Source organism: Komagataeibacter intermedius TF2 (assembly GCF_000964425.1).
Lineage (GTDB): Bacteria > Pseudomonadota > Alphaproteobacteria > Acetobacterales > Acetobacteraceae > Komagataeibacter > Komagataeibacter intermedius.
Genome location: NZ_BANF01000061.1, coordinates 16,292 through 35,545 on the forward strand (window position 1 = coordinate 16,292; position 19,254 = coordinate 35,545).

Here is a 19,254-nt window from a genome sequence, read left to right on the forward strand (position 1 = left end):
TGTAATCCTTGCAAAACTCGTACTGGGTCAAACGGCGTCAGTCACCCTTCCTGTCCGCATCCTTGCGGGCAGGCGGCGTGCCGGGCGGCGGCGGCGGGTCGATCTTGCGGTACCCCTCCGGCGGCTGGAACATGCTGTCGGGGATGGGGCCGTACACAACCTTCGTCGCCTCCAGCCTGCCTTTCAGCCCGTCGCCATCCACACCGATTTCCTGCAGCACCACGCCATCATCGGTCACGCAGGCGGTGGCGCTGCCCTGATCCGTCGTGACATCCCACTGCGTGCAGGCCACGCCGGCCACGGTGGAAGCGCCCTTGCGCACGAAGGTCATGGACAGGTCGAGCAGGAAGGGATTGCGGATGCCATAACGGGCATCAAGCTGGCTGTACACCTTCTGCGGGTTGATGATGATCGTGACCTGGCGGCTCATGCGGTTGAGGATCGTCTCCCCCATGCCCTGCGGGCTGTCGATTCGCATCAGGCCGCCGTTATAGGCGAACCATGTGCGCACGGCCTTGGGTTCGGGCACGCCGTCGGGCTGCACGTTATAGTCCACCTGCACGTCCCGGGTGGGGGTCAGCGGGGGATGAACGCTGGCCGGGTCATCCGCCCGTGCGGCGGGAATGTCATGACCGGACGCAATCCCCATGGCCACCGCCGTCATGCCCAGCCGCAGCGCGCCCGCCCTTGTCCACTGCCATCGCGGGCGGGCCGTTCCATGCTTCATCATGCTTCCCCTTGCTCATCTGCCACGACGGAACCCTGCATGGCCGGTCATGTCAACCGCCCGCTCCGCATCACGAACGCAGGGCACGGATGGCGGCCTCCAGTTCCGTTACGCGATCATTTCCAATCCATGTCGCCTGTTCGCGCACCGCATGGCCAAGCTGGCGCATGTAGTCGCGCGCCGGGATTTCCACCCCGCCAAAGCTGGCCAGATGATCGGTGCCGAACTGCGTATCCAGAACGCTGTATCCCCCCAGCCGCAGGCGCGCGACAAGGTGGACAAGCGCGACCTTGGATGCATCACGCATGCGGCTGAACATGCTTTCACCAAAGAACGCCGCCCCGATCGCCACCCCATACAGGCCACCGACCAGCCTGCCGTCATGGCGCACCTCCACGCTGTGGGCGTAGCCCATGTCATGCAACTGGCAGAACAGGCTGCGGATGCGTGGGCTGATCCATGTCGTCTCCCGCCCTGGCGCCGGTTCCGCGCAGCCATCCATGACGGCGGGGAAATCCTGATCTGCCACCACCGCAAAGCGCGCCGACAGCACCGTGCGCATGAGCCTGCGGCTGACATGAAATCCGTCCAGCGGCAGGACACCACGCATTTCGGGGCAGAACCATTCCAGTTCGTCCGACATGGCGTCGGGCGCCATGGGAAACAGCCCCGCCATGTAGGCACGCAGCATAAGTTCCGGCGTAATGGGAACCGTCTCTTGACCCGTCATGTTCTTAGGATAACCCTTCCGCATGCTTTCATGGGCATAACGTCCCATCGCATGCCCCCGTTTGGCAGGAGAAACCACCCCATATGTCCGATACCCGTCCCCGCCTGTTACTGACCCAGCGCCAGACCAGCACGGTCATGCAGCGCATTGAACAGGATTTTAACATACCCGCCGTGCCCGAACGTCAACTGACAACGCGCGAACTGCTGGATACGGCACGTGCGTTCCAGCCACAGGCGATCCTGATTTCCACCGGCCTGCCGCTGCGTGGCGATGACGTGCTGCTGCTGCCCGACAGCGTGAAGGTCGTGGCTACCGTAAGCGTCGGCACGGACCATCTGGACATTCCCGCCCTGCATGCGCGTGGCATCGTGGTGACCAATACGCCCGACGTGCTGACCGAATGCAATGCGGACATGGCCATCCTGCTGATGCTGGCGGCGGCACGGCGGGCGAGTGAATATGGCGCGCTGATGCGCAGGGGGTGGGGCCGGTCGCTGGCCATGGACGAACTGCTGGGCACGCGCATAAGCGGCAAGCGGCTGGGCATTGTCGGCATGGGCCGCATTGGCCGGGCCGTGGCGAAGCGTGCGCGCGGCTTCGACATGAACGTGATGTATTCCAACCGCCGCCGCCTGCCTGCCGACCAGGAAGCCGGGGCGACCTATTTCAGCACCGTGACCGACATGCTGCCGCATTGCGACATCCTGAGCCTGCACATGCCCGCCAGCCCCGAGACCGATGGCATGATCAATGCGGACCTGCTGTCACGCCTGCCGCGCGGGGCGATTTTCATCAATGCGGCGCGTGGGGCGCTGGTGGATGAAGATGCGCTGATCGATGCCCTGCGCAGCGGCCAGCTTGCCGCCGCCGGGCTGGATGTCTACCGCAACGAACCCAATCCCGACCCGCGCTTCCTTGAACTGCCCAATGTCTTCCTGACCCCCCATGTGGGCAGCGCGACGGTGGAAACACGCACCGACATGGGCATGCTGGCGGTAGACAACGTGGACGCCGTGCTGAATGGCCGCGATGCGCTGACGCCGGTCCGGGCCTGATGGCGATGCAACAGCGGAAAGGGACAGGATCATGATCGGACTGCCCGGCGTTTTTGTCGTATTCGCGCTGATCACGCTGCTGCTGCAGTATCTTGTCCCCCGTTACCACGGGGTACTGGATACACTGCTGGGGTTTTACGCGCTGTTCGCGCTGGTGGCCGCAATCATCGAACTGCGCGCCCACCCGAAACCCGCGCCCGGCGTGCCGGACAGATCATGAAGACGTTTCCGGCGCCGCCTTTTCAAAACAAAGACGGCACCGGAAAACCCCTGTTCCCATCAATCAGCTTTCGCGCATCTGCGCGGCCGCATGGGTCTTCAGGTCAATCGCGGTGCGACGGACTTCGGGTCCGTATTCGCGTTCCAGCCGACGGATGGTGAAATGCGCCTGCGCCACCGCACGGTAATGCGACAGGAACGCGACATTCAGCGACGCCCCGCACAGCGCACCGGCCACCGGCATCATCTGCAACGCGAATTTACGTGACAGGCCCAGCCCGTAATGGGTCGCGACCTCACTGACCAGCATGACGACCGGACGGCCACGCAGCATGGCGCGGGCGGAGAAATAACCCAGTTCGTTATCTTCGCCCTGTCCCTGCCCTTTTGACGCACCAAAGGGAAAGGCACGCAGCGCGAACACTTCCAGGCAGGCTGCGCGCGCCTCTTCCTGCGACAGGTCTTCACCCTGTTCGCGCGCGATGCGGGCGATTTCACGCATGATGGTCAGGGTGGTGAAACTGACATCCGCCATAAGCCCGGGCAGGCCGGTAAAGCCACCCACAGCCCCCGATACCGTGACGGCGGCCTTCAGGGCCGGGTCACGCCAGGCCGCCCCGTCATCAGGGGCGGCGGATACGTCACGGGGGCGGTCCATGCCGACAACCGCCAGATCGAAGGCGCGGCGGATGGCGGTTTCGGCCGTGGCCTGCAGCCGCGCCTGCAGCGCCGGGGCCAGACCCAGCGTGCGCATGCCCAGCATGGCCGCCTGCCCCACGGCCCCACCCATGAGGTCGGCAAGGCGCACCAGCACGCCGCGCCCTGACTCGACCCGTTCCAGCGCCTGCTGGAGTTCAGTGATACACGCGCTGTCCAGCGTCAGCGGCGCCAGTTCGTTTGAGGAACCTGCACTCATTACAATGCCCTTCGCCTGATCTTCCGTACCTTACGGACTGGTGCGCCCAGTCCGGCCATGATGGCCGGACACGGGCAACCGCCCGCAACACCCATGCGGCAGTTCCCACCGTTTCAGCACCATGATGCCGTTCTTGCAACGTGCATCACCATGCCCACAGCCATGAAACGTGGCATGGGGCCTAGCTGTTCCAGCCACCCATCCGGCACAGGTGGCGCCAGTGCGCATCCGAAACCGGCACGACGGACAGCCGCGACTGCCGGATCAACGCCAGATCCGCAAGGTCCGGGTCGGCCTTCATCGCCGCCAGCGTGACCGGTTGCGGCATGGGACCGATGGCGCGCACGTCGACACAGACCCATTTGCCATCCGCCGCCGTGGGGTCGGGATAGGCGTCCCGCACCACCTCGACCACGCCCACGATCTCCCGGCCCACGTTGGAGTGATAGAAGAACGCCCGGTCGCCCACCCTCATGGCCGCCAGGTTTTTCTTCGCCTGATGGTTGCGCACGCCAGTCCACGGTTCAACGCCGTTTTCCACCTGCTCGGACCATGAAAAGGCATCGGGCTCGGACTTGATCAGCCAGTACGCCATGACCGTTTTTTTACTCCACCCGAAGCCCATCACGAAAAACTGAACGGAACGGACGGATCACCACGCTCTCGAACAGGTCAACCTTCGCATACGGGTCTTCCGCCGCGAATCCTTCCGCCGCGGCGCGGTCGGCCACGTCCACCACCAGCAGGCTGCCACAGGGGCGGTTTTCCGCGTCCAGCAGCGGGCCGCCATGAACAATGTGGCGCTTCCACCGTTCCAGATACGCCAGGTGGCGTTCGCGCGTTGCCTTGCGGGTTTCAAGGCTGGCGGGCCTGTCGGTACAAATGATCGCAAACAGCATGTTTTCTCCTCCTGTGGGCCAACCGTACCATGATGGGACAGGACTGGCCGTGTCTTTTTTAACGCGATAGTGTAGAGCAGGAAAACGCAAGCCCCCACCCACACCGGGGGGATGGCACGAATTTCTTGACCGTTTTCATCGCAGGGACAGGTGCCCCGGGCACGGATGGATCAACCTTGAACGCAACGCAGAGCCTTACCGCACGAACCGGTAACCTTTTTCACCGTTACGCCAATCCCGGCCGTTTCCTGCGCATGGGGGCGAAGCTGCAGCCATGGCTGACATGGCCCGCGCTGGTGCTGTCCGCCGCCGGAATCGTATGGGGACTGTTCTTCTCCCCCGCCGACTGGCAGCAGGGCGACAGCGTGCGCATTATGTACGTGCATGTGCCGACCGCGTGGCTGGCCTCGTCCGGTTACATGGGGCTGGCGGTGTGTTCGCTGCTGTCACTGGTCTGGCGGCACCCGCTGGCGGACCTGGCTGCGGTGGAAATCGGGCCGGTGGGTGCGGCCATCACCGCGGTCTGCCTTGCCACCGGATCGCTGTGGGGCAAGCCGATGTGGGGCACGTGGTGGGTATGGGATGCCCGGCTGACATCCGTTCTGGTGCTGTTTTTCCTGTATCTGGGCCATATCGCGCTGATCCGTGCGTTCGATGAACCACAGCGTGGCTACCGCGCCGCCGCCATACTGGGGCTGGCGGGCGCGGTTGACCTGCCGATCATCAAGTTCAGCGTACAGTGGTGGAATACCCTGCACCAGCCCGACAGCATCACGGTTACGGGGGCGCCGACCATGTCCACCTCCATGCTGTGGCCGCTGGGCCTGACCACGCTGGGCTTTACGCTGGGGTTTGGCGCGATCGTGCTGGCCCGCCTGCGCGCATCGGTCATGGAAAGCCGCATCCGCACGATCCTGGCCGCCAGCCGTGGCCGCCAGTCCGCCAGTCCCGCACCCCAGCCTGACAGTGCCGCCGTATGACCCACCTGCCCTATATCCTGGCCGCCTATGGCCTGACGCTTGGCGTTGCGACGGTACTGTCCGTCAACGCCGCCGTCCGCCTGCGCAGGGCGCGCAGACGCCTGTCCGCCATTGAACAGCCCCGGACACGCCAGCCGTCATGACCCGCAAAAGCCGACGCCTGTGGCTGGTGGTGGCATGCATGATCGGACTTGGGTCCGCTGCTGCCCTCACCCTCAACGCCTTTTCATCCAATATCGTCTTTTTCATGGCCCCGTCGCAGGTCCATGCCAAGCCGCCGCCGGCTGACCGCACCATCCGCCTTGGCGGCATGGTCGTGGCCGGCAGCGTGCGGCGCGAGAAGGTGAAGGATTCACCCGTCAACCTGTTTGACGTAACCGACGGGCAGGCCGCCGTGACCGTACGGTATGAAGGCATCCTGCCCGACCTGTTCCGCGAGGGGCAGAGCGTGGTTGCCGTGGGCACCGTCAGCCCCGACGGCACCTTCCGCGCCAGCGAGGTGCTGGCCAAGCATGACGAGACCTACATGCCCAAGGAAGTGGCCGAAGAACTGCGCCGCAGCGGCAAGTGGGACCCCCGTTTCGGCAAGGCCCCCGATGCGGCCAGCTGGAACACCATGACGGCGTCCGACACGAAAAAACCGGCCACCCCGACACCTGACGGAAACTGACATCCGCAATGAACCCGGAACTTGGAAATTTTGCACTGGCGCTGGCATGCTGCATGGCCGCCGGACAGGCCATCCTGCCCCTGATCGGGGCCAACCGGCGTGACGCGCGCCTGATGGCGCTGGCGCCTGCGCTGGCGGTGGGGCAGATGATCGCCCTGATCACTTCCTTTGCGTGCCTGATCCACGCGGCCATCACCAATGACTTTTCCGTGCAGAACGTGGCCGCCAACAGCGCGGTCAGCAAGCCGCTGCTGTACAAGATCACCGGCGTATGGGGCAACCATGAGGGATCGGTCCTGCTGTGGGCGATGATCCTGTCGATCTGCGGTGGCGCCGTGGCGCTGTTCGGTCGCAACCTGCCATCCGCCCTGCAGGCGCGCGTGATCGCGGTGCTGGGCGGGGTTGCGGCGGGCTTTGAACTGTTCTGCCTGACCACGTCCAACCCGTTCGCCCGCGTATGGCCCGCGCCGCTGGATGGACAGGGCATGAACCCGCTGCTGCAGGACCCCGGCCTCGCGTTCCATCCGCCCATTCTCTACACCGGCTATGTCGGCTTTGCCGTGCCGTTCGCATTCGCCATCGCCGCCCTGATCGAGGGGCGAGTGGATGCGGCATGGGGCCGGTGGGTGCGGCCGTGGGCGGTGGCGGCATGGTGCTTCCTGACCTGCGGCATCGCCATGGGGTCGTGGTGGTCGTACTACGTGCTGGGCTGGGGTGGGTACTGGTTCTGGGACCCGGTGGAGAACGCCTCGCTGATTCCGTGGCTGACGGGCACGGCGCTGGTTCACTCCGCCATTGTGGTGGAAAAACGCGAGGCGCTGAAGATCTGGACCGTGCTGCTGGCCATCGGCACGTTCTCGTTCTCGCTGTCCGGCACGTTCCTCGTACGGTCGGGCATCCTCAATTCCGTGCATGCCTTCGCCAATGACCCCGCGCGTGGCGTGTTCATCCTTGGCCTGCTCGCACTTGTCATTGGCGGATCGCTGCTGCTGTTCGCCATCCGCGCGCCGCAACTGACCACGGGGGGGCTGTTTTCGCCCGTATCGCGTGAGGGACTGCTGGTCCTGAACAACATCCTGCTGTGCTCGATCTGCGCGGTGGTGCTGACGGGCACGATGTACCCGCCCTTCATGTCGCTGCTGTTCGGCAAGACGATTTCGGTCGGCAAGCCGTTCTTTGACGCCACCACCATTCCGCTGGCCATACCGCTTATGGTGTTCATGGGGTTTGGCCCGATGGTGCCGTGGAAGCGGGCACAGATGTGGCCGGTGCTGCGCCGCCTGTGGTGGGCGGCCTGTGTGGCGCTGGTGGCGCTGGTTTTCGCGACCTTCCGCATGCGTGACATCCTGCCGGTGCTGGCAACCGCGACCGCCGTGTGGGTGATCTGTTCCAGCATCGCCGATATTGCCGAGCGGCTGCGCCTGTTCCGACAGCCGCTGGCGCAGAGCTGGCAACGCGCCCGCAGCCTGCCGCGCGCGGTGTTCGGCGCGGCGCTGGCCCATGCGGGCGTTGGCATTGTCGTGCTGGGCATTGCCGGCATGTCGCAGGCGGCCCACCGTATTGTGGAAGTGCATGTGGGCGAGAGCGAGATGCTGGCCGGTGACAGCTGGACGCTGACCGACGTGCATCCGGCGGAAGGCCCGAACTACAGCGCGCTGGTCGCGACCATCGAGGTCCGCCATAACGGCCGCCTGATCACGACGCTGCATCCTTCCAAGCGCACATTCGCCAGCCAGCACCAGACCACCACGGAAGTCGCGATCCATACCAATCTGATGGCTGACATCTATGGCGTGCTGGGCGACAAGCATGGGGATGACGCCAACCCGACCTACGTGCTGCGCCTGCATTACAACCCGCTGGCGCCGTGGATGTGGCTGGGCGGGCTGATCATGGCCTTTGGCGGGGCGCTGTCGCTGTCCGACCGGCGCGTGCGCGTCGGTGCGCCACGCCGGGCGAAAACCGTTGATGTGGTGGTGGCGCAATGAGCGGCCAGCCGTCTTCCCCCACCCGCCGCCGCCTGCTGATGGCGGCCCCGCTGGTTGTTGCTGGCGGGGTGGGCGTGGGGTTCTGGCGCATGCTGTCGGGCATGACAAAGGGATCTTTCGACCCGCATGACATTCATGCCCCGGCGCTGAACCGCCCGGTGCCGGATTTCGCCCTGCCGGACCAGGCGCCGGGACAGGGCTTTTCCGCGCAGGACCTGCGTGCGCTGAAATCCCCGGTGCTGGTGAACTATTTCGCGTCATGGTGCATTCCGTGTGTTGCCGAAATGCCGGTGCTGAACGCGCTGAAGGAACGGCTGCCGATCTGGGGCATTGCGTACAAGGACAAGCCCGAACACGCGCTGGGCTTCGTGCAGCGCGCGGGTAATCCCTATGCCCGCATTGCTGCCGACCGTGACGGGCTGGCTGCGATTGACTGGGGTGTGTCCGGCGTGCCGGAAACCTTCCTGATCGGCCCGGGCGGCGTAATCCGCTGGCATACGGCATCGCCCATTACCGAAACCATGATCACCAGCACGATCATGCCGCTGGCGGACAGCCTGAAGCCATGAAAACACATTCCCTGCGCCGTTATGGCGTAATTGCCCTGCTGGCCTGCCTGCTGTTTGCCCCGTTTGTGGCGATGGCGGTGGACGACCCGTCGGAAATGCTGCCCGACCCGGCGCAGGAACAGCGCGCCGAGGCCATCGGGTCGCAGTTGCGCTGCCTTGTGTGCCAGAACGAGTCGATCGAGGACAGCAGCGCCGACCTGGCCCGTGACCTGCGCCACGTCGTGCGCGAACACGTGGCCAGGGGCGAAAGCAACCGGCAGATCATGGACTGGATGGTCAACCGCTATGGCAACTTCATTCGCCTCAGGCCACCGCTGACCGTTGGCACGCTGCTGCTGTGGGTCATGCCGCTGCTGGCCCTGTGCATTGGCATTGGCGTGGCGTGGTGGACATTCCGCAGGCCCCGCACGGTAACGCCCACGCCCCTGACGGACGAGGAACGCCGCCGTCTGTCCGACCTGACCGAAACACGCTGAGAGTTACATGATCTGGATTGGTATCTGCCTGCTTGGCGTGATCGCACTGCTGCCCGCGCTGATCTCGTTCCGCCGCACGACCCTGTTGCGGGATGAACGCGAAACGGCGCTTGTCCTGCATCAGGCGCAGCTTGCGGAACTGGAGCGAGATCTGGTCGAGGGCATGATCGCGCCCTCCGAACATGACAGTGCGCGGCTGGAAATCCAGCGGCGCCTGCTGGGCACGGACATGCTGCCTGCCTTCGTCGCGGGACAGGGGGCGTCCACCGGGGTCATTACCGCAGCCCTGATCGCGCTGCCGGTTGCCGCCATCGGACTGTATCTGACGGTCGGGCATCCGTCGCTTCCGGCCCAGCCACTGGCCCCGCGCCTTGTGGCGCTACAGCATGAAGACCACCGCAATGATGCGATCATCGACCGCCTGCGCGACCAGCTGAAACAGATCCCGGCCGGTGATCCCAGCCTGTTTCAGGGCTACGTGCTGCTGGGTCAGGCCGAAGCCGGGCGCGACCATTACGCCGCTGCGGCGCAGGCATGGCGCAGCGCCATAGAGCAGCGCTTCGACCCCGAAGTCGCCGCCCGTGCGGCGGAAGCGCAGATGATGGCCGATGGCGGCCATATCTCGCCCGAGACGGCGGATCTGTACCGCCGCGCGCTGGATGCGGCCCCGCCAAATGCACCGTGGCGCATGACGGTGCAGCAGCGCATTGCGCAGTCCGAACATCAATAACGCGCTATCCCGGCGCCCGTGAAGGCGTTTTGGGCTTGCCAGTTTCATGGCGTTGGGCGGAAACTGATGCCATGAGCAAGGACAACACCCCCTCCCCCGCCCCTGTCGCCGGTACGGCGCAGGACGAAGCGGCCAAGGAAGCCGCGCTGCTGAAACAGCCTGCCGAGGCAGATGAAGTCGGTGGCCCCAAGGGGCCAGAGCCGACCCGTTATGGTGACTGGACAGTCAAGGGACGGTGCGTGGATTTCTGAGAGAGCATCTCAAAACAATCCACCGGTAAAAATTAAAAGTTTCCGGGTGCCGCTTTTTTTAAAAAGGCAGCGTTTTTCGAAGCTTTTTGAAAAACGCTTCACCAAAGGCTTCTTACAGTCCCTGACCAACGCCCGGGGGTGGGGATCAGCCGATTTCATTGGGCAGCGGGCCACGACCGAAGGATGTCTGTCGCGCGCGGTGCCCCGGCGGCGGCACATTGCATGAAATCAGGTAGATCCCGGCAACAAATACAAGCTGCGACAGGGAATTGAACCACAGCGCCAGTTCATACGCCCGGTCCGCCGTAACCGCCTGATAGAAGGCATAGGCCGCGAACGGAATGGAAATGGGCCGCATGCCCGCCAGCATGACGCGCAGCGGATTCTGGTATCCCGGTTTTACCAGCCTGCGCATGCGGTGGATGCCGATATAGAAGATCACCTCGAAAAACCAGCCGAGCACGTTTGTGATCAGGTTATCCAGCGTCATGCCCTCCAGCACCAGCAGGGCGGAAATGGACGCGGCCGACAGCACGATGGACCCGACCTGAAAGCTCATGCCCATTTCCATGGCCGTCAGGCGTTCAGGCAGGGCATCGGCAAAAGGCTGGAAAACCCGGTCCAGCAGCCAGGCGTCAAACTGGTTGACGCGATTACCAAATGACATGACAGTTCCCAGTATCCTCATATCGATCGTGGCGCAGGCGCATCCGCCGTTCCATCATGCGCCACAGGCGGCGGCGACCACCGCATCGGGATACACCCCCGCCATTCCGGCCACCGCGGTATTGCTGAGCATGACGATGCTCATGCCACGCGCACGATCCACCACCCATTGATGCCCGTACACGCCCCCCCATGTAAAACTGCCGGGGCTGAGGGGCGTGCGCGCCACCGCCGGGTCCGCTATGATCGCCGCCCCATAACCGAAGCGCCGCCCCCGCGCCAGTGGCCCCATATCAATATCGCCAATGGCGTTCTGACCAAACAGCATGGCGGATGCGGGGGACAGCATCCCTTCGCCACCAATGCGCACGGCTTCAAGGAATGCAAGAAACTCCGCAGCCGTCCCCACCATGCCCGCGCCGCCGGATGGATAGGACGCGGGATTGCGGATGCGGTCGGGGGCGAAGCGGATTTCCCCCACCCCGCCGCCGGGCAGCAGGCGCGACAGGGCATATTCCACCCCCATGCGGATGGGAACCGGTCGGGCATCAGCATAGCAGGCGGCAGGGGACTGCAATGGCGTCAGCATGAAACCGCTGTCCCGCCACCCCAGCGGCGCGCCGACATACCGCCGCACCGCCGCGGGCAGCGACAGGCCGGACGCCTTTTCAATCACCCCGCCCATAACATCCAGCCCCAGCGAATAGGCCCATCCCTGACCCGGCGCGAAGATCAGCCGCGTTGACGCCAGCCGGGCCAGATTATCCGCCAGCGACAGTCCCGGTTCCGCAATGCCGTCGGATACACCCACGCGGGTATAAGGATTGTCATCACGCGGGAACGAAAATCCATAGCTCAGGCCACTGGTATGAGTCAGCAGCTGGTGCAGCGTGATTTCGCACGCGCGCCCATCGGGCAGGGCGGGACGGAAATGCGGCAGGTACCGCGTAACCGCGGCATGCAGGTCCAGCAGCCCTTCCTCCGCCATGGCCAGGGCGACGGCGGTCACCACCGGCTTGGTCAGGGATGCAAGGCGGAACAGGGTATCGACCTGCATTGGCAGGCCGCTTTCCCGGTCGGCCTGGCCCGCGGCTTCCGCCACCACGACCTCTCCATCCACCGCCACCATGACCACGGCACCGACCAGACGGGACGTCTCCACGGCCGCATCCATGACCTGACGGATACGTTCGCGCATATGGGCCTTATCCACCGAGACATGGGACATGGTTCGATCCTTATAAGGGATGGTTATGACAGGCAGGGGCCGCGTGAACTGGTCGCCATGACCAAAGCAGCGTAGTCTGGGGATATGATAGCACGCCTGTTTTCCAAAACATTATGCCTCTCCCTCCTGTTATGTGGCAGTTGCCTGGTACCGCCCATGGCCCGCGCGGCATCGTCCGCTTCCGCCCCTGCCCAGCCTGAAACGCCGTTGCAGGCCACCCTGCCCAACGGGCTGCGCGTGGTGATCGTGCCGGACCGGCTGGCCCCGGTTGTCAGCACCGAAATCAACTATCTGGTGGGGTCCGCCGCCGCGCCTGCGGGCTTTCCCGGCACGGCGCATGCATTGGAACACATGATGTTCCGTGGCAGCAAGGGGCTGGACCGGGACCAGATGGCGGCCATCGGCGCGCGACTGGGGGGCGATTATAATGCGGACACCACGGAAAACGTAACGCAGTTCTTTTATACCGCACCTGCAGACAACCTTGATGTCCTGCTGCGTATCGAAGCCCTGCGCATGAATGGCCTGACCCTTGCGGCCGAGGACTGGGCACACGAACGCGGCGCGATCGAGCAGGAAGTCTCGCGCGATCTGTCCAGCCCCGGCTATGTCTATCTGGCGCGGTTGCAGTCCATCCTGTTCGCCGGCACGCCCTATGCACATGACGCGCTGGGCAGCCGTCCGTCCTTTGACCGGACAGATACGGCCCTGCTGCGCCGTTTCTACCGGCAGTGGTACGCGCCCAACAACGCCATCCTTGTCATTGCGGGTGACGTGGATGCCGCGCGCACGCTGGCGATGGTGCGCGAAACCTTTGGCGCGATCCCCGCACGCAGGCTGCCGGCCCGCCCGGAAATCCACCCCGGTCCCGTTCATGCGCAGACCCTGCAGTTCCCGACCGATTACCCGGTGGGCCTTGTCGCCATCGCCAGTCGCATGCCGGGCCAGAACAGCCATGATTATGCCACCGCACGCATCCTGTCCGACGTACTGTGCAGCCAGCGTGGCGCATTATACGATCTGGTGCCGCAGGGACGCGCGCTACTGTCGAGCTTCGATTTCGTGACCAAGGCGGATGCCGGCATCGGCATTGCAATCGCGGCCTTCCCCAAGGGGACCAGCCCCGCCCCGCTGGAGGCCCGCATGCGCGACATCCTGCGTAGCTTGCGTGAAAACGGCGTGCCGTCAGACCTGGTCGATGCAGCCCGGCGCAAGGAACTGGCGCAGCTGGGCTTTGCCGCAAACAGCATTTCCGGCCTTGCGGAAAGCTGGTCGGAAGCACAGGCGATAATGGGCCTGCAATCGCCCGATGACGAAGCTGCCGCCTTTGCCGCCGTCACACCCGAAGATGTCAACCGCCTGGCGCGTGAGGTGCTGGACCCGCAACAGGCCATTACCGCCATCCTGACCCCGCGCGATGGCGGCCACCCGGTTGCGGACAAGGGATTTGGCGGCGCGGAATCCTTTGCCAGCACACCAGATCACCCTGTTACCCTGCCCCGCTGGGCCAATGACAGCCTGCTGGCCCTGCGTCCGCCCGAGGCATCGGTCCAGCCAGCGCAGTACACCCTGCCCAATGGTCTGCACCTGATCGTGCGCCCGGCATCCGTCAGCCATACCATCAACGTGTACGGCACCATCCGCCAGAATGAGGACATGCAGGAACCATCAGACAAGGAAGGCATTGCCGATATTACGGATGAACTGTTCCGCTATGGCAGCACGACGCACGACCGCGTCGGACTGCAGAAGGCGCTGGACGACATTGCCGCAACCGAAAGCGCCGGGGCCGATTTCAGCCTGAACGTACTGACGCCCGATTTTGACCGCGGCCTGGACCTGCTGGCGGAAAACGAACTGCATCCCGCCCTGCCCGAACAGGGGTTCAAGGTGGTGCGGGGCAATACGGCGGCATCCCTGTCCGGCCTGCTGCATTCACCCGAATACCTGTTCCAGCGCGCCATGCAGGGCGCAGTATCCCCTGCGGGCGACCCGTCATTACGGCAGGCACGACCGGAAGGGGTGATGAAACTGACGCTGGCGGACTGCCGTGCCTTCTGGAAAGCGGCCTACAGGCCGGACCTGGCCACCATCGTCATTACCGGCGATATTACGCCCGCTGCCGCCTACCGCGCGGTCTTGCGCACATTCGGCGCATGGCGGGCCAGTGGCCCCACGCCCGTGGTTGACCTGCCCCCGCGGCCCGACAGCCATACCAGTGTGATGAAGGTGCCCGACCCGTCCAGCACGCAGGCCACTGTCTCGCTGCCTGAAAGCCTGTCGCTGAACGTGGCCGATCCCGACCATTTCGCGCTCAACCTTGGCAATGAAATCCTTGGGTCCGGTTTTTCATCGCGCCTGTATCGCGACCTGCGGGTACGCAGCGGCTATGTCTATACCGTGCGCAGCCACCTGACATGGAAACGCCACCGCAGCGCCTACAGCATTTCCTTTGGCGCGGACCCTGACAAGGTCGCGGCGGCGCGCAATGCCGCCATTCATGACATAACGGCCATGCAGGAACAGCCCGTCAGCGAAGACGAACTGGCCATGGCGCGCGCGGGCATGCTGCGCGGACTGGCCCTGCAATCCGCCAGCCTGGACACCATTGCGGCGGCTTACCTGCATTTCAGTGATCTTGGCCTGCCACTGGACCAGAACGACATCGCGGCCCGGGCCTATTACACGCTGGACGCCATCGCGATACGCGACGCCTTTCGCAAATGGATACGTCCCGCCGACCTGGCTGAAATCATCAAGGGGCCGCCTGACGCGCCTTAATGCCACGAACCGGCCAAAAAAACATGAACGGGGCGGGTTGGCCTGCCCCGTTCTTCAGGTTATGAACCAGACAGGACAAATTCGACGTAGATGGTTTCTTGTTACAGTTTACTGAAATTTTATTTCAAGACAGAATAAAACCGATTTCAGAAGGACTTTTCAGTTATGGATATCCCCGCTACGCAAGATGAAGTCGTTGGCTCGTGGTTATCCAGTTCGCACCGGTTCTATATTTCCTATGTTTCGCAAAAAAACGAATGGCATATCTTTCGTGTGACCGTAAAACACATCCTGACCATGTTCGGTATCAGACCATCACGGCAGGCACGGACATCGTGTGGCGATTTTTATGTAAAGGACGATGAACTGAAAGACATGACGGACAAACACTTTGTCCGTCACATCATGCACCTGTCCGACAAGGCTTCCTATCAGGAATACGGCCTTCGCTGACCTGCCTGGCAGGCGGGTATGCCACCCGTCCCGGCGGTGACGGAAAACAGTAATAAGGTTTCACCAGAAACGTCCGGAAGACCTGCAGGACGTGTTGCAGGCAGACCGTTCAGACACGCCTTAATGGGACGGGGCATAATGGATCATGAAGATCCCGTGCACTTCATCCCAGCTTCCGGAACGGGAATATCCCCCCTCCAGCCCCATGCGCCATCCGGGTGTCAGCTGGTAGATCATGCGTGCCTGTACATTTCCCGCCAGACCGCCGGTCGACAGCCCGGCATAGGTCTGGTGCCCCTGAACGCCACGCCCCCCCAACGGGAAGACCGCAGTCGGGTCCTGCGTATAATGCTGGTAGCCCGCTTCCCCCTTAAACATCCATGACCACCGGCCGGAATGTCCGTCATAGGTCACCGGCACCAGCGCCGCCATGAAGGCGCGGGGGGAGAAGTATCCCCCCTGTCCCCACGTGAAATAATACGTGTTCCGCTTGTAGCCGAAATAGACCAGGTCAAGCCCGAGCCGCAGGTGCTGGGTGTCGCGCCCCTTCCATATCTGCGCCGATCCGCCCGCGCCGGCTTCCGCTTCATGGTTGGCGACCGTATTGGTTCCCTTCATGACGGCATAGCCGCCGCCAGCATAGACATTATAGGCCTGCGTGCCCCATTCCAGCTGGCCATGCCCCCGGTTGCGGGTCACGCCGCCCCAGACCTGTCCCGTGCCCGGATCACGCGCCCCGGCATAGGACAGCAGGCTGTCGATTACGGCGCGCCGCTCCCCCGTCACGCGCAGGGTCAGGTTGCGCGTCAGTTGCGGGGCCAGTTCGATCCCGCCCACGACGTTTGACGTGGTAAAGCCCAGCGGGGTCGAGCCGACATCCGCCGTTATCCAGTCATATTTGTAGCGCACCCCCACTGCGACACCCCCAACGGCGCCGGGCATATGGAAACCGGGCCGCACGCCATTTGCCGCCACCGTTCCATATTGCTGCGCATTGGCTGGCTGCGCCAGCGCGTTACCCGACAGCAGCACGCTGGGCATGATGGAAAAGGACACCGTCTGCCGGGTGGATGATAACGGGATGGTCGCCGTCATCGGAATATTGATCGATGTCAGGTGGCCCAGCCCGCTCTGCCCGGAACGGTCGCGGATCTCGACATTGCCATCCGCCTGTGGCGCAAGGGCGCGGGACAGGTAGCCCGCCTGCCGGTCCAGTGTCTGCACCGGTGTCAGTCGTGGATCATAGGTATAGGTTTCGGGCATGGCCACGCCGGACCCGACGATAAAGGGAAGGCTGGCATCGGGCCGTTCGTCACGTGCGCGCGTGCGTCCTTCTGCACAGCCGGGGTCAAGGCGCATGGCGGAATTCATCTGTTCCTCCAGCGAGCCGGATGTCGCGCAGTCCAGCATGCGGGCATGGCGCAGGTCACCCAGCTGCCGCCGTTCCCGCCCGGCATGGCCGTCCAGTTCCGCCTGGATTTCCCATGTATCACCCCATTTCGGGTGATGATCCATAAGGGATGCGGCCATGTCACGCGCGACATGATCCTGTCCCACGGCCAGTGCGTCGCGGGCGACGGTGGCCTGCACCACCCTGTCATCCGGCTTCAGGTGCAGGGCCCGCATGTCGAAATCCAGCGCCTGCCGCGAATGGTGACGGACATTTTCCACCCGTCCCCGCGCCAGCAGAAGCGCCACGGAATCCGGGTTCTGCGCCAGTAGCGGATCAATGACCTTTTCAGCCAGGTCGGGTCGGCCCGCCACGTCGTACTGGTCCGCACGGGTAACGACAATGCTTTCGCGTATCTGCTGGCGGGCGTCACGCTGCTGCGGTGTCAGGTCCAGCCCTTCCGCATCCAGCCGGTCCATGACACGCTGCGCGGCAGAGGGATCACCCAGTTGCACGAACGTGCCGCCATAAGCCAGCGCCTGATCCACCCCCAGCGTACCGCCCGCCTGCGCCATGGCCCGGTCCAGCACCGCAATGGCCTGCGCATTCGACGCATGGCGACGCAACATGGCGTCCACCACCATCTGTCCGCGCATGCCGTCGGGATCGGGGGCGACCGGCATGTCCTGCAGCATGGCCACGGCCTGCGCATCACTGGCGGGCAGCGCCTGAAGCCGTTTCCACAATGTCACCAGCGCCACGCCACGCGCCATGTCGGGCGTTATGGCGGCAGGCGGCATATGCGCCAGCAGCGCCGCGGCCCCGGACATGTCATGTGTCTGCATGGCAAACGCGAAACAGGCCTGAAGCGCATCCGTGCGCCGGGGCGCGGTGTCACAGAAATGCTGCATCAGCGTCTGGGCGCGATCCGTCTGGCCCAGCGCCACCAGCGCCTGGGCCAGATGCAGGTGGTCCCACCCGTTATCCGGCAGCTGCCGCAATGCCTGTTCCAGCAGGGTCGCGCGCAGGCGTGGGTCGGTTGTCGCCTGTGCGCGGGCCTGCAGCAGCAGGCCCTCCAGCACGGGCAGGCGCGCGAAATGCACGGCGCGCAGCCTGTCGATCTGCCGGGCGGCTTCATCCAGCCTGCCTTCACGGATCAGGATGCCAGCAAGCCCGGCTTCCGCCGAAGGGTTGCCCGGCGAGAGGCGCAGCAGGTCCGTCCAGGCCACTTTCGCGGCCGACCAGTCATGCCGCGCCTCCAGTATGATGGCGCGGACCTGAACGGTATCGGCGATCTGGCCGTGCCTTTTTTCAATTTCTGACAACAGGGCCCATGCACGGTCATATTCGTGATGCGACACCAGTTGCCACATCTGCGGCAGCGCGGGGTCATTTTCCGGGGCGTCAAGGGCCGCAAGCGCCCTGTGGATTTCGACATTGGCCGGATCCAGCGCCACGGCCTGCGTCAGCAGCGCCCGGGCCTTTGTCATGTCGCCGCGCCGTTGCGCGACAAGGCCCAGCCCCTCGGTCGCGGCGGCACGGACGGATGGCTCCGCCACACAATCCTGGAACGCAGCGTCCGCCTGATCCAGATTGTCATGCGCCAGCGCCGTAAACCCCGCATTGACCCGCTGCATGCGCTCGATCTGCTGCATGCGCTGGCTGATCACCGTGTCATCGGGGTGAATATCCAGCCATGCCCGGTAATAGGGCGCGGCCTGCGGGTCTACCCCCATCCAGTCCAGCGTCCGGCGCCAGACCTGAACCGCTTCATCACGGATCATGGACGACGTATCGGGCGATGTCGCAAGCGCGCGCATGTCGGCCAGTGCTTCGGGCCGGGAAACGGGCCGGTATCCCAGCGACTGATCCAGGGCGATGCGGGCTTCCATGTCGTGCGGCCCGATGGACAGCAGGGTTCTCAGCCGCCGCACGGCGTCGGCATACCCCAATGGGGCCCCCGACAGGACGCGGTCATATTCCACCTCCAGCATGGGGGATAGCAGGGGCTGGGGAAACAGGGCGCGATACTGGAACATCGCCTGCGTGGCATGCCCGGCATCCGCCGTGGCGCGGGCATGCGAAAGGGCCACCCTGTCAACCGGCGGCTGCGCGATCCATTGCTGCAGGGCCGCAATCTGTTCGGGGGACCCATGCGCGTTTTCAAGCCTGAGCAAGGTCTGGCGCGCGGCGGCGGGATCGCCCTGATGCACCTGTACCGCGCCCAGCATCAGCAGGGCCTCGATATTGTCCGACTGGATCTGCAGCGCACGCTGCAGGGCATGCAGGGCGTGCGTGTCCTCGTTATGATTGATCCAGAAATACCCTTCCTCGATCTGCTGGTTGACGATCCCCTCGGCATAGCTGACCGATGGGGGCACAGCGGCCCGTGCCGCGCCCATCGTCCCCAGCATGCCAAGCGCGCCCGCCAGCATGACGCGCCTGCACGCCGCTGCAAGGCTGGTGCCAGAAGAAAGAAACTGCCGGTACGGCACGGAAGGGTCAGGGTGCATTGATCGATTT

The 19,254-nt window shown here is 64.3% G+C and carries 20 protein-coding genes; 12 read left to right on the top strand and 8 right to left on the bottom strand.

Features of this window, described 5'->3' with window-relative positions:
- Nucleotides 1-37: 37 nt before the first annotated feature.
- Both B7449_RS10055 and aat read right to left on the bottom strand, forming a co-directional pair.
- Entirely contained in the window at nucleotides 38-727 is a 690-nt protein-coding gene (locus B7449_RS10055) for a hypothetical protein (RefSeq protein WP_039734910.1), read from the bottom strand.
- A gap of 70 nt (nucleotides 728-797) precedes the next feature.
- Nucleotides 798-1,457 (bottom strand): leucyl/phenylalanyl-tRNA--protein transferase, encoded by a 660-nt coding sequence (aat, locus tag B7449_RS10060; RefSeq protein WP_039734912.1) that lies wholly within the window; start codon nucleotides 1,455-1,457, stop codon nucleotides 798-800.
- A gap of 83 nt (nucleotides 1,458-1,540) precedes the next feature.
- Between aat and B7449_RS10065 the strand changes: the two genes are divergently transcribed.
- Nucleotides 1,541-2,515: a 2-hydroxyacid dehydrogenase gene (locus B7449_RS10065; RefSeq protein WP_039734838.1), complete on the top strand. Its 975-nt coding sequence runs from the start codon at nucleotides 1,541-1,543 to the stop codon at nucleotides 2,513-2,515.
- Nucleotides 2,516-2,546: 31 nt separating this feature from the next.
- Entirely contained in the window at nucleotides 2,547-2,735 is a 189-nt protein-coding gene (locus B7449_RS10070) for a hypothetical protein (protein ID WP_039734840.1), read from the top strand.
- Between the two features lie 63 nt (nucleotides 2,736-2,798).
- On the opposite strand, the gene B7449_RS10075 is transcribed toward B7449_RS10070, so the two are convergent.
- From B7449_RS10075 to B7449_RS10085, 3 genes are all read right to left on the bottom strand, one after another.
- The gene (locus B7449_RS10075; protein ID WP_039734842.1) at nucleotides 2,799-3,650 is read right to left on the bottom strand and encodes an EcsC family protein; all 852 of its coding nucleotides are present in this window, start codon (nucleotides 3,648-3,650) and stop codon (nucleotides 2,799-2,801) included.
- Between the two features lie 181 nt (nucleotides 3,651-3,831).
- Nucleotides 3,832-4,245 (bottom strand): EVE domain-containing protein, encoded by a 414-nt coding sequence (locus B7449_RS10080; protein ID WP_039734844.1) that lies wholly within the window; start codon nucleotides 4,243-4,245, stop codon nucleotides 3,832-3,834.
- 10 nt (nucleotides 4,246-4,255) lie between these two features.
- Nucleotides 4,256-4,549, bottom strand: a complete 294-nt coding sequence (locus B7449_RS10085) for a YciI family protein (RefSeq protein ID WP_039734846.1) — start codon at nucleotides 4,547-4,549, stop codon at nucleotides 4,256-4,258.
- A gap of 176 nt (nucleotides 4,550-4,725) precedes the next feature.
- Here B7449_RS10085 and B7449_RS10090 point away from each other — a divergent pair, with 176 nt between their 5' ends.
- The 8 genes from B7449_RS10090 to B7449_RS10125 all read left to right on the top strand — a co-directional run bounded on the left by B7449_RS10090 (nucleotide 4,726) and on the right by B7449_RS10125 (nucleotide 10,213).
- On the top strand, nucleotides 4,726-5,529 hold the full coding sequence (locus tag B7449_RS10090; RefSeq protein ID WP_039734848.1) for a heme ABC transporter permease: 804 nt from the start codon (nucleotides 4,726-4,728) through the stop codon (nucleotides 5,527-5,529).
- Complete coding sequence (gene ccmD / locus B7449_RS10095) at nucleotides 5,526-5,672, top strand: heme exporter protein CcmD (protein WP_010513118.1); 147 nt, start codon at nucleotides 5,526-5,528, stop codon at nucleotides 5,670-5,672. Before B7449_RS10090 ends, ccmD begins: the two co-directional genes overlap by 4 nt.
- On the top strand, nucleotides 5,669-6,199 hold the full coding sequence (gene ccmE, locus B7449_RS10100; protein ID WP_039734850.1) for a cytochrome c maturation protein CcmE: 531 nt from the start codon (nucleotides 5,669-5,671) through the stop codon (nucleotides 6,197-6,199). The genes ccmD and ccmE overlap by 4 nt, the downstream gene beginning before the upstream one ends.
- Before the next feature lie 8 nt (nucleotides 6,200-6,207).
- On the top strand, nucleotides 6,208-8,187 hold the full coding sequence (locus B7449_RS10105) for a heme lyase CcmF/NrfE family subunit (protein ID WP_039734853.1): 1,980 nt from the start codon (nucleotides 6,208-6,210) through the stop codon (nucleotides 8,185-8,187).
- A complete protein-coding gene (locus tag B7449_RS10110; RefSeq protein WP_039734855.1) occupies nucleotides 8,184-8,756 on the top strand; it encodes a DsbE family thiol:disulfide interchange protein in 573 nt (190 codons plus the stop codon). The genes B7449_RS10105 and B7449_RS10110 overlap by 4 nt, the downstream gene beginning before the upstream one ends.
- Complete coding sequence (locus tag B7449_RS10115) at nucleotides 8,753-9,232, top strand: cytochrome c-type biogenesis protein (RefSeq protein WP_039734859.1); 480 nt, start codon at nucleotides 8,753-8,755, stop codon at nucleotides 9,230-9,232. The genes B7449_RS10110 and B7449_RS10115 overlap by 4 nt, the downstream gene beginning before the upstream one ends.
- A 7-nt stretch (nucleotides 9,233-9,239) precedes the next feature.
- On the top strand, nucleotides 9,240-9,962 hold the full coding sequence (gene ccmI / locus B7449_RS10120) for a c-type cytochrome biogenesis protein CcmI (protein WP_039734860.1): 723 nt from the start codon (nucleotides 9,240-9,242) through the stop codon (nucleotides 9,960-9,962).
- Nucleotides 9,963-10,033: 71 nt separating this feature from the next.
- Complete coding sequence (locus tag B7449_RS10125) at nucleotides 10,034-10,213, top strand: DUF1674 domain-containing protein (RefSeq protein ID WP_039734862.1); 180 nt, start codon at nucleotides 10,034-10,036, stop codon at nucleotides 10,211-10,213.
- 145 nt (nucleotides 10,214-10,358) lie between these two features.
- On the opposite strand, the gene B7449_RS10130 is transcribed toward B7449_RS10125, so the two are convergent.
- Together B7449_RS10130 and B7449_RS10135 are read right to left on the bottom strand one after the other, a co-directional pair.
- Nucleotides 10,359-10,880 carry a hypothetical protein gene (locus B7449_RS10130; RefSeq protein ID WP_039734914.1) on the bottom strand — a complete coding sequence of 174 codons (522 nt, stop codon included), beginning with the start codon at nucleotides 10,878-10,880 and terminating at the stop codon, nucleotides 10,359-10,361.
- A 54-nt stretch (nucleotides 10,881-10,934) separates the two neighbouring features.
- Entirely contained in the window at nucleotides 10,935-12,107 is a 1,173-nt protein-coding gene (locus B7449_RS10135) for a serine hydrolase domain-containing protein (protein ID WP_039734864.1), read from the bottom strand.
- A 156-nt stretch (nucleotides 12,108-12,263) separates the two neighbouring features.
- On the opposite strand from B7449_RS10135, the gene B7449_RS10140 reads away from it, so the two are divergent.
- Nucleotides 12,264-14,888: a M16 family metallopeptidase gene (locus tag B7449_RS10140; protein ID WP_235720960.1), complete on the top strand. Its 2,625-nt coding sequence runs from the start codon at nucleotides 12,264-12,266 to the stop codon at nucleotides 14,886-14,888.
- Between the two features lie 165 nt (nucleotides 14,889-15,053).
- Nucleotides 15,054-15,341, top strand: coding sequence for a hypothetical protein (locus B7449_RS10145; protein WP_039734866.1), 288 nt, complete (start codon nucleotides 15,054-15,056; stop codon nucleotides 15,339-15,341).
- A gap of 120 nt (nucleotides 15,342-15,461) precedes the next feature.
- Here B7449_RS10145 and B7449_RS10150 read toward each other — a convergent pair whose 3' ends face one another.
- Nucleotides 15,462-19,244 carry a cellulose synthase subunit BcsC-related outer membrane protein gene (locus tag B7449_RS10150; protein ID WP_039734868.1) on the bottom strand — a complete coding sequence of 1,261 codons (3,783 nt, stop codon included), beginning with the start codon at nucleotides 19,242-19,244 and terminating at the stop codon, nucleotides 15,462-15,464.
- Nucleotides 19,245-19,254 lie beyond the last annotated feature (10 nt).

Coding starts and splice junctions, on each gene's coding strand:
- ccmE (WP_039734850.1), top strand. CDS start 5,669: ATGACCCGCAAAAGCCGACGCCTGTGGCTGGTGGTGGCATGCATGATC.
- ccmD (WP_010513118.1), top strand. CDS start 5,526: ATGACCCACCTGCCCTATATCCTGGCCGCCTATGGCCTGACGCTTGGC.
- B7449_RS10070 (WP_039734840.1), top strand. CDS start 2,547: ATGATCGGACTGCCCGGCGTTTTTGTCGTATTCGCGCTGATCACGCTG.
- B7449_RS10135 (WP_039734864.1), bottom strand. CDS start 12,107: ATGTCCCATGTCTCGGTGGATAAGGCCCATATGCGCGAACGTATCCGT.
- B7449_RS10105 (WP_039734853.1), top strand. CDS start 6,208: ATGAACCCGGAACTTGGAAATTTTGCACTGGCGCTGGCATGCTGCATG.
- ccmI (WP_039734860.1), top strand. CDS start 9,240: ATGATCTGGATTGGTATCTGCCTGCTTGGCGTGATCGCACTGCTGCCC.
- B7449_RS10075 (WP_039734842.1), bottom strand. CDS start 3,650: ATGAGTGCAGGTTCCTCAAACGAACTGGCGCCGCTGACGCTGGACAGC.
- B7449_RS10140 (WP_235720960.1), top strand. CDS start 12,264: ATGGCCCGCGCGGCATCGTCCGCTTCCGCCCCTGCCCAGCCTGAAACG.
- B7449_RS10055 (WP_039734910.1), bottom strand. CDS start 727: ATGAAGCATGGAACGGCCCGCCCGCGATGGCAGTGGACAAGGGCGGGC.
- B7449_RS10085 (WP_039734846.1), bottom strand. CDS start 4,549: ATGCTGTTTGCGATCATTTGTACCGACAGGCCCGCCAGCCTTGAAACC.
- B7449_RS10145 (WP_039734866.1), top strand. CDS start 15,054: ATGGATATCCCCGCTACGCAAGATGAAGTCGTTGGCTCGTGGTTATCC.
- B7449_RS10065 (WP_039734838.1), top strand. CDS start 1,541: ATGTCCGATACCCGTCCCCGCCTGTTACTGACCCAGCGCCAGACCAGC.
- B7449_RS10150 (WP_039734868.1), bottom strand. CDS start 19,244: ATGCACCCTGACCCTTCCGTGCCGTACCGGCAGTTTCTTTCTTCTGGC.
- B7449_RS10115 (WP_039734859.1), top strand. CDS start 8,753: ATGAAAACACATTCCCTGCGCCGTTATGGCGTAATTGCCCTGCTGGCC.
- aat (WP_039734912.1), bottom strand. CDS start 1,457: ATGACGGGTCAAGAGACGGTTCCCATTACGCCGGAACTTATGCTGCGT.
- B7449_RS10130 (WP_039734914.1), bottom strand. CDS start 10,880: ATGTCATTTGGTAATCGCGTCAACCAGTTTGACGCCTGGCTGCTGGAC.
- B7449_RS10080 (WP_039734844.1), bottom strand. CDS start 4,245: ATGGCGTACTGGCTGATCAAGTCCGAGCCCGATGCCTTTTCATGGTCC.
- B7449_RS10125 (WP_039734862.1), top strand. CDS start 10,034: ATGAGCAAGGACAACACCCCCTCCCCCGCCCCTGTCGCCGGTACGGCG.
- B7449_RS10110 (WP_039734855.1), top strand. CDS start 8,184: ATGAGCGGCCAGCCGTCTTCCCCCACCCGCCGCCGCCTGCTGATGGCG.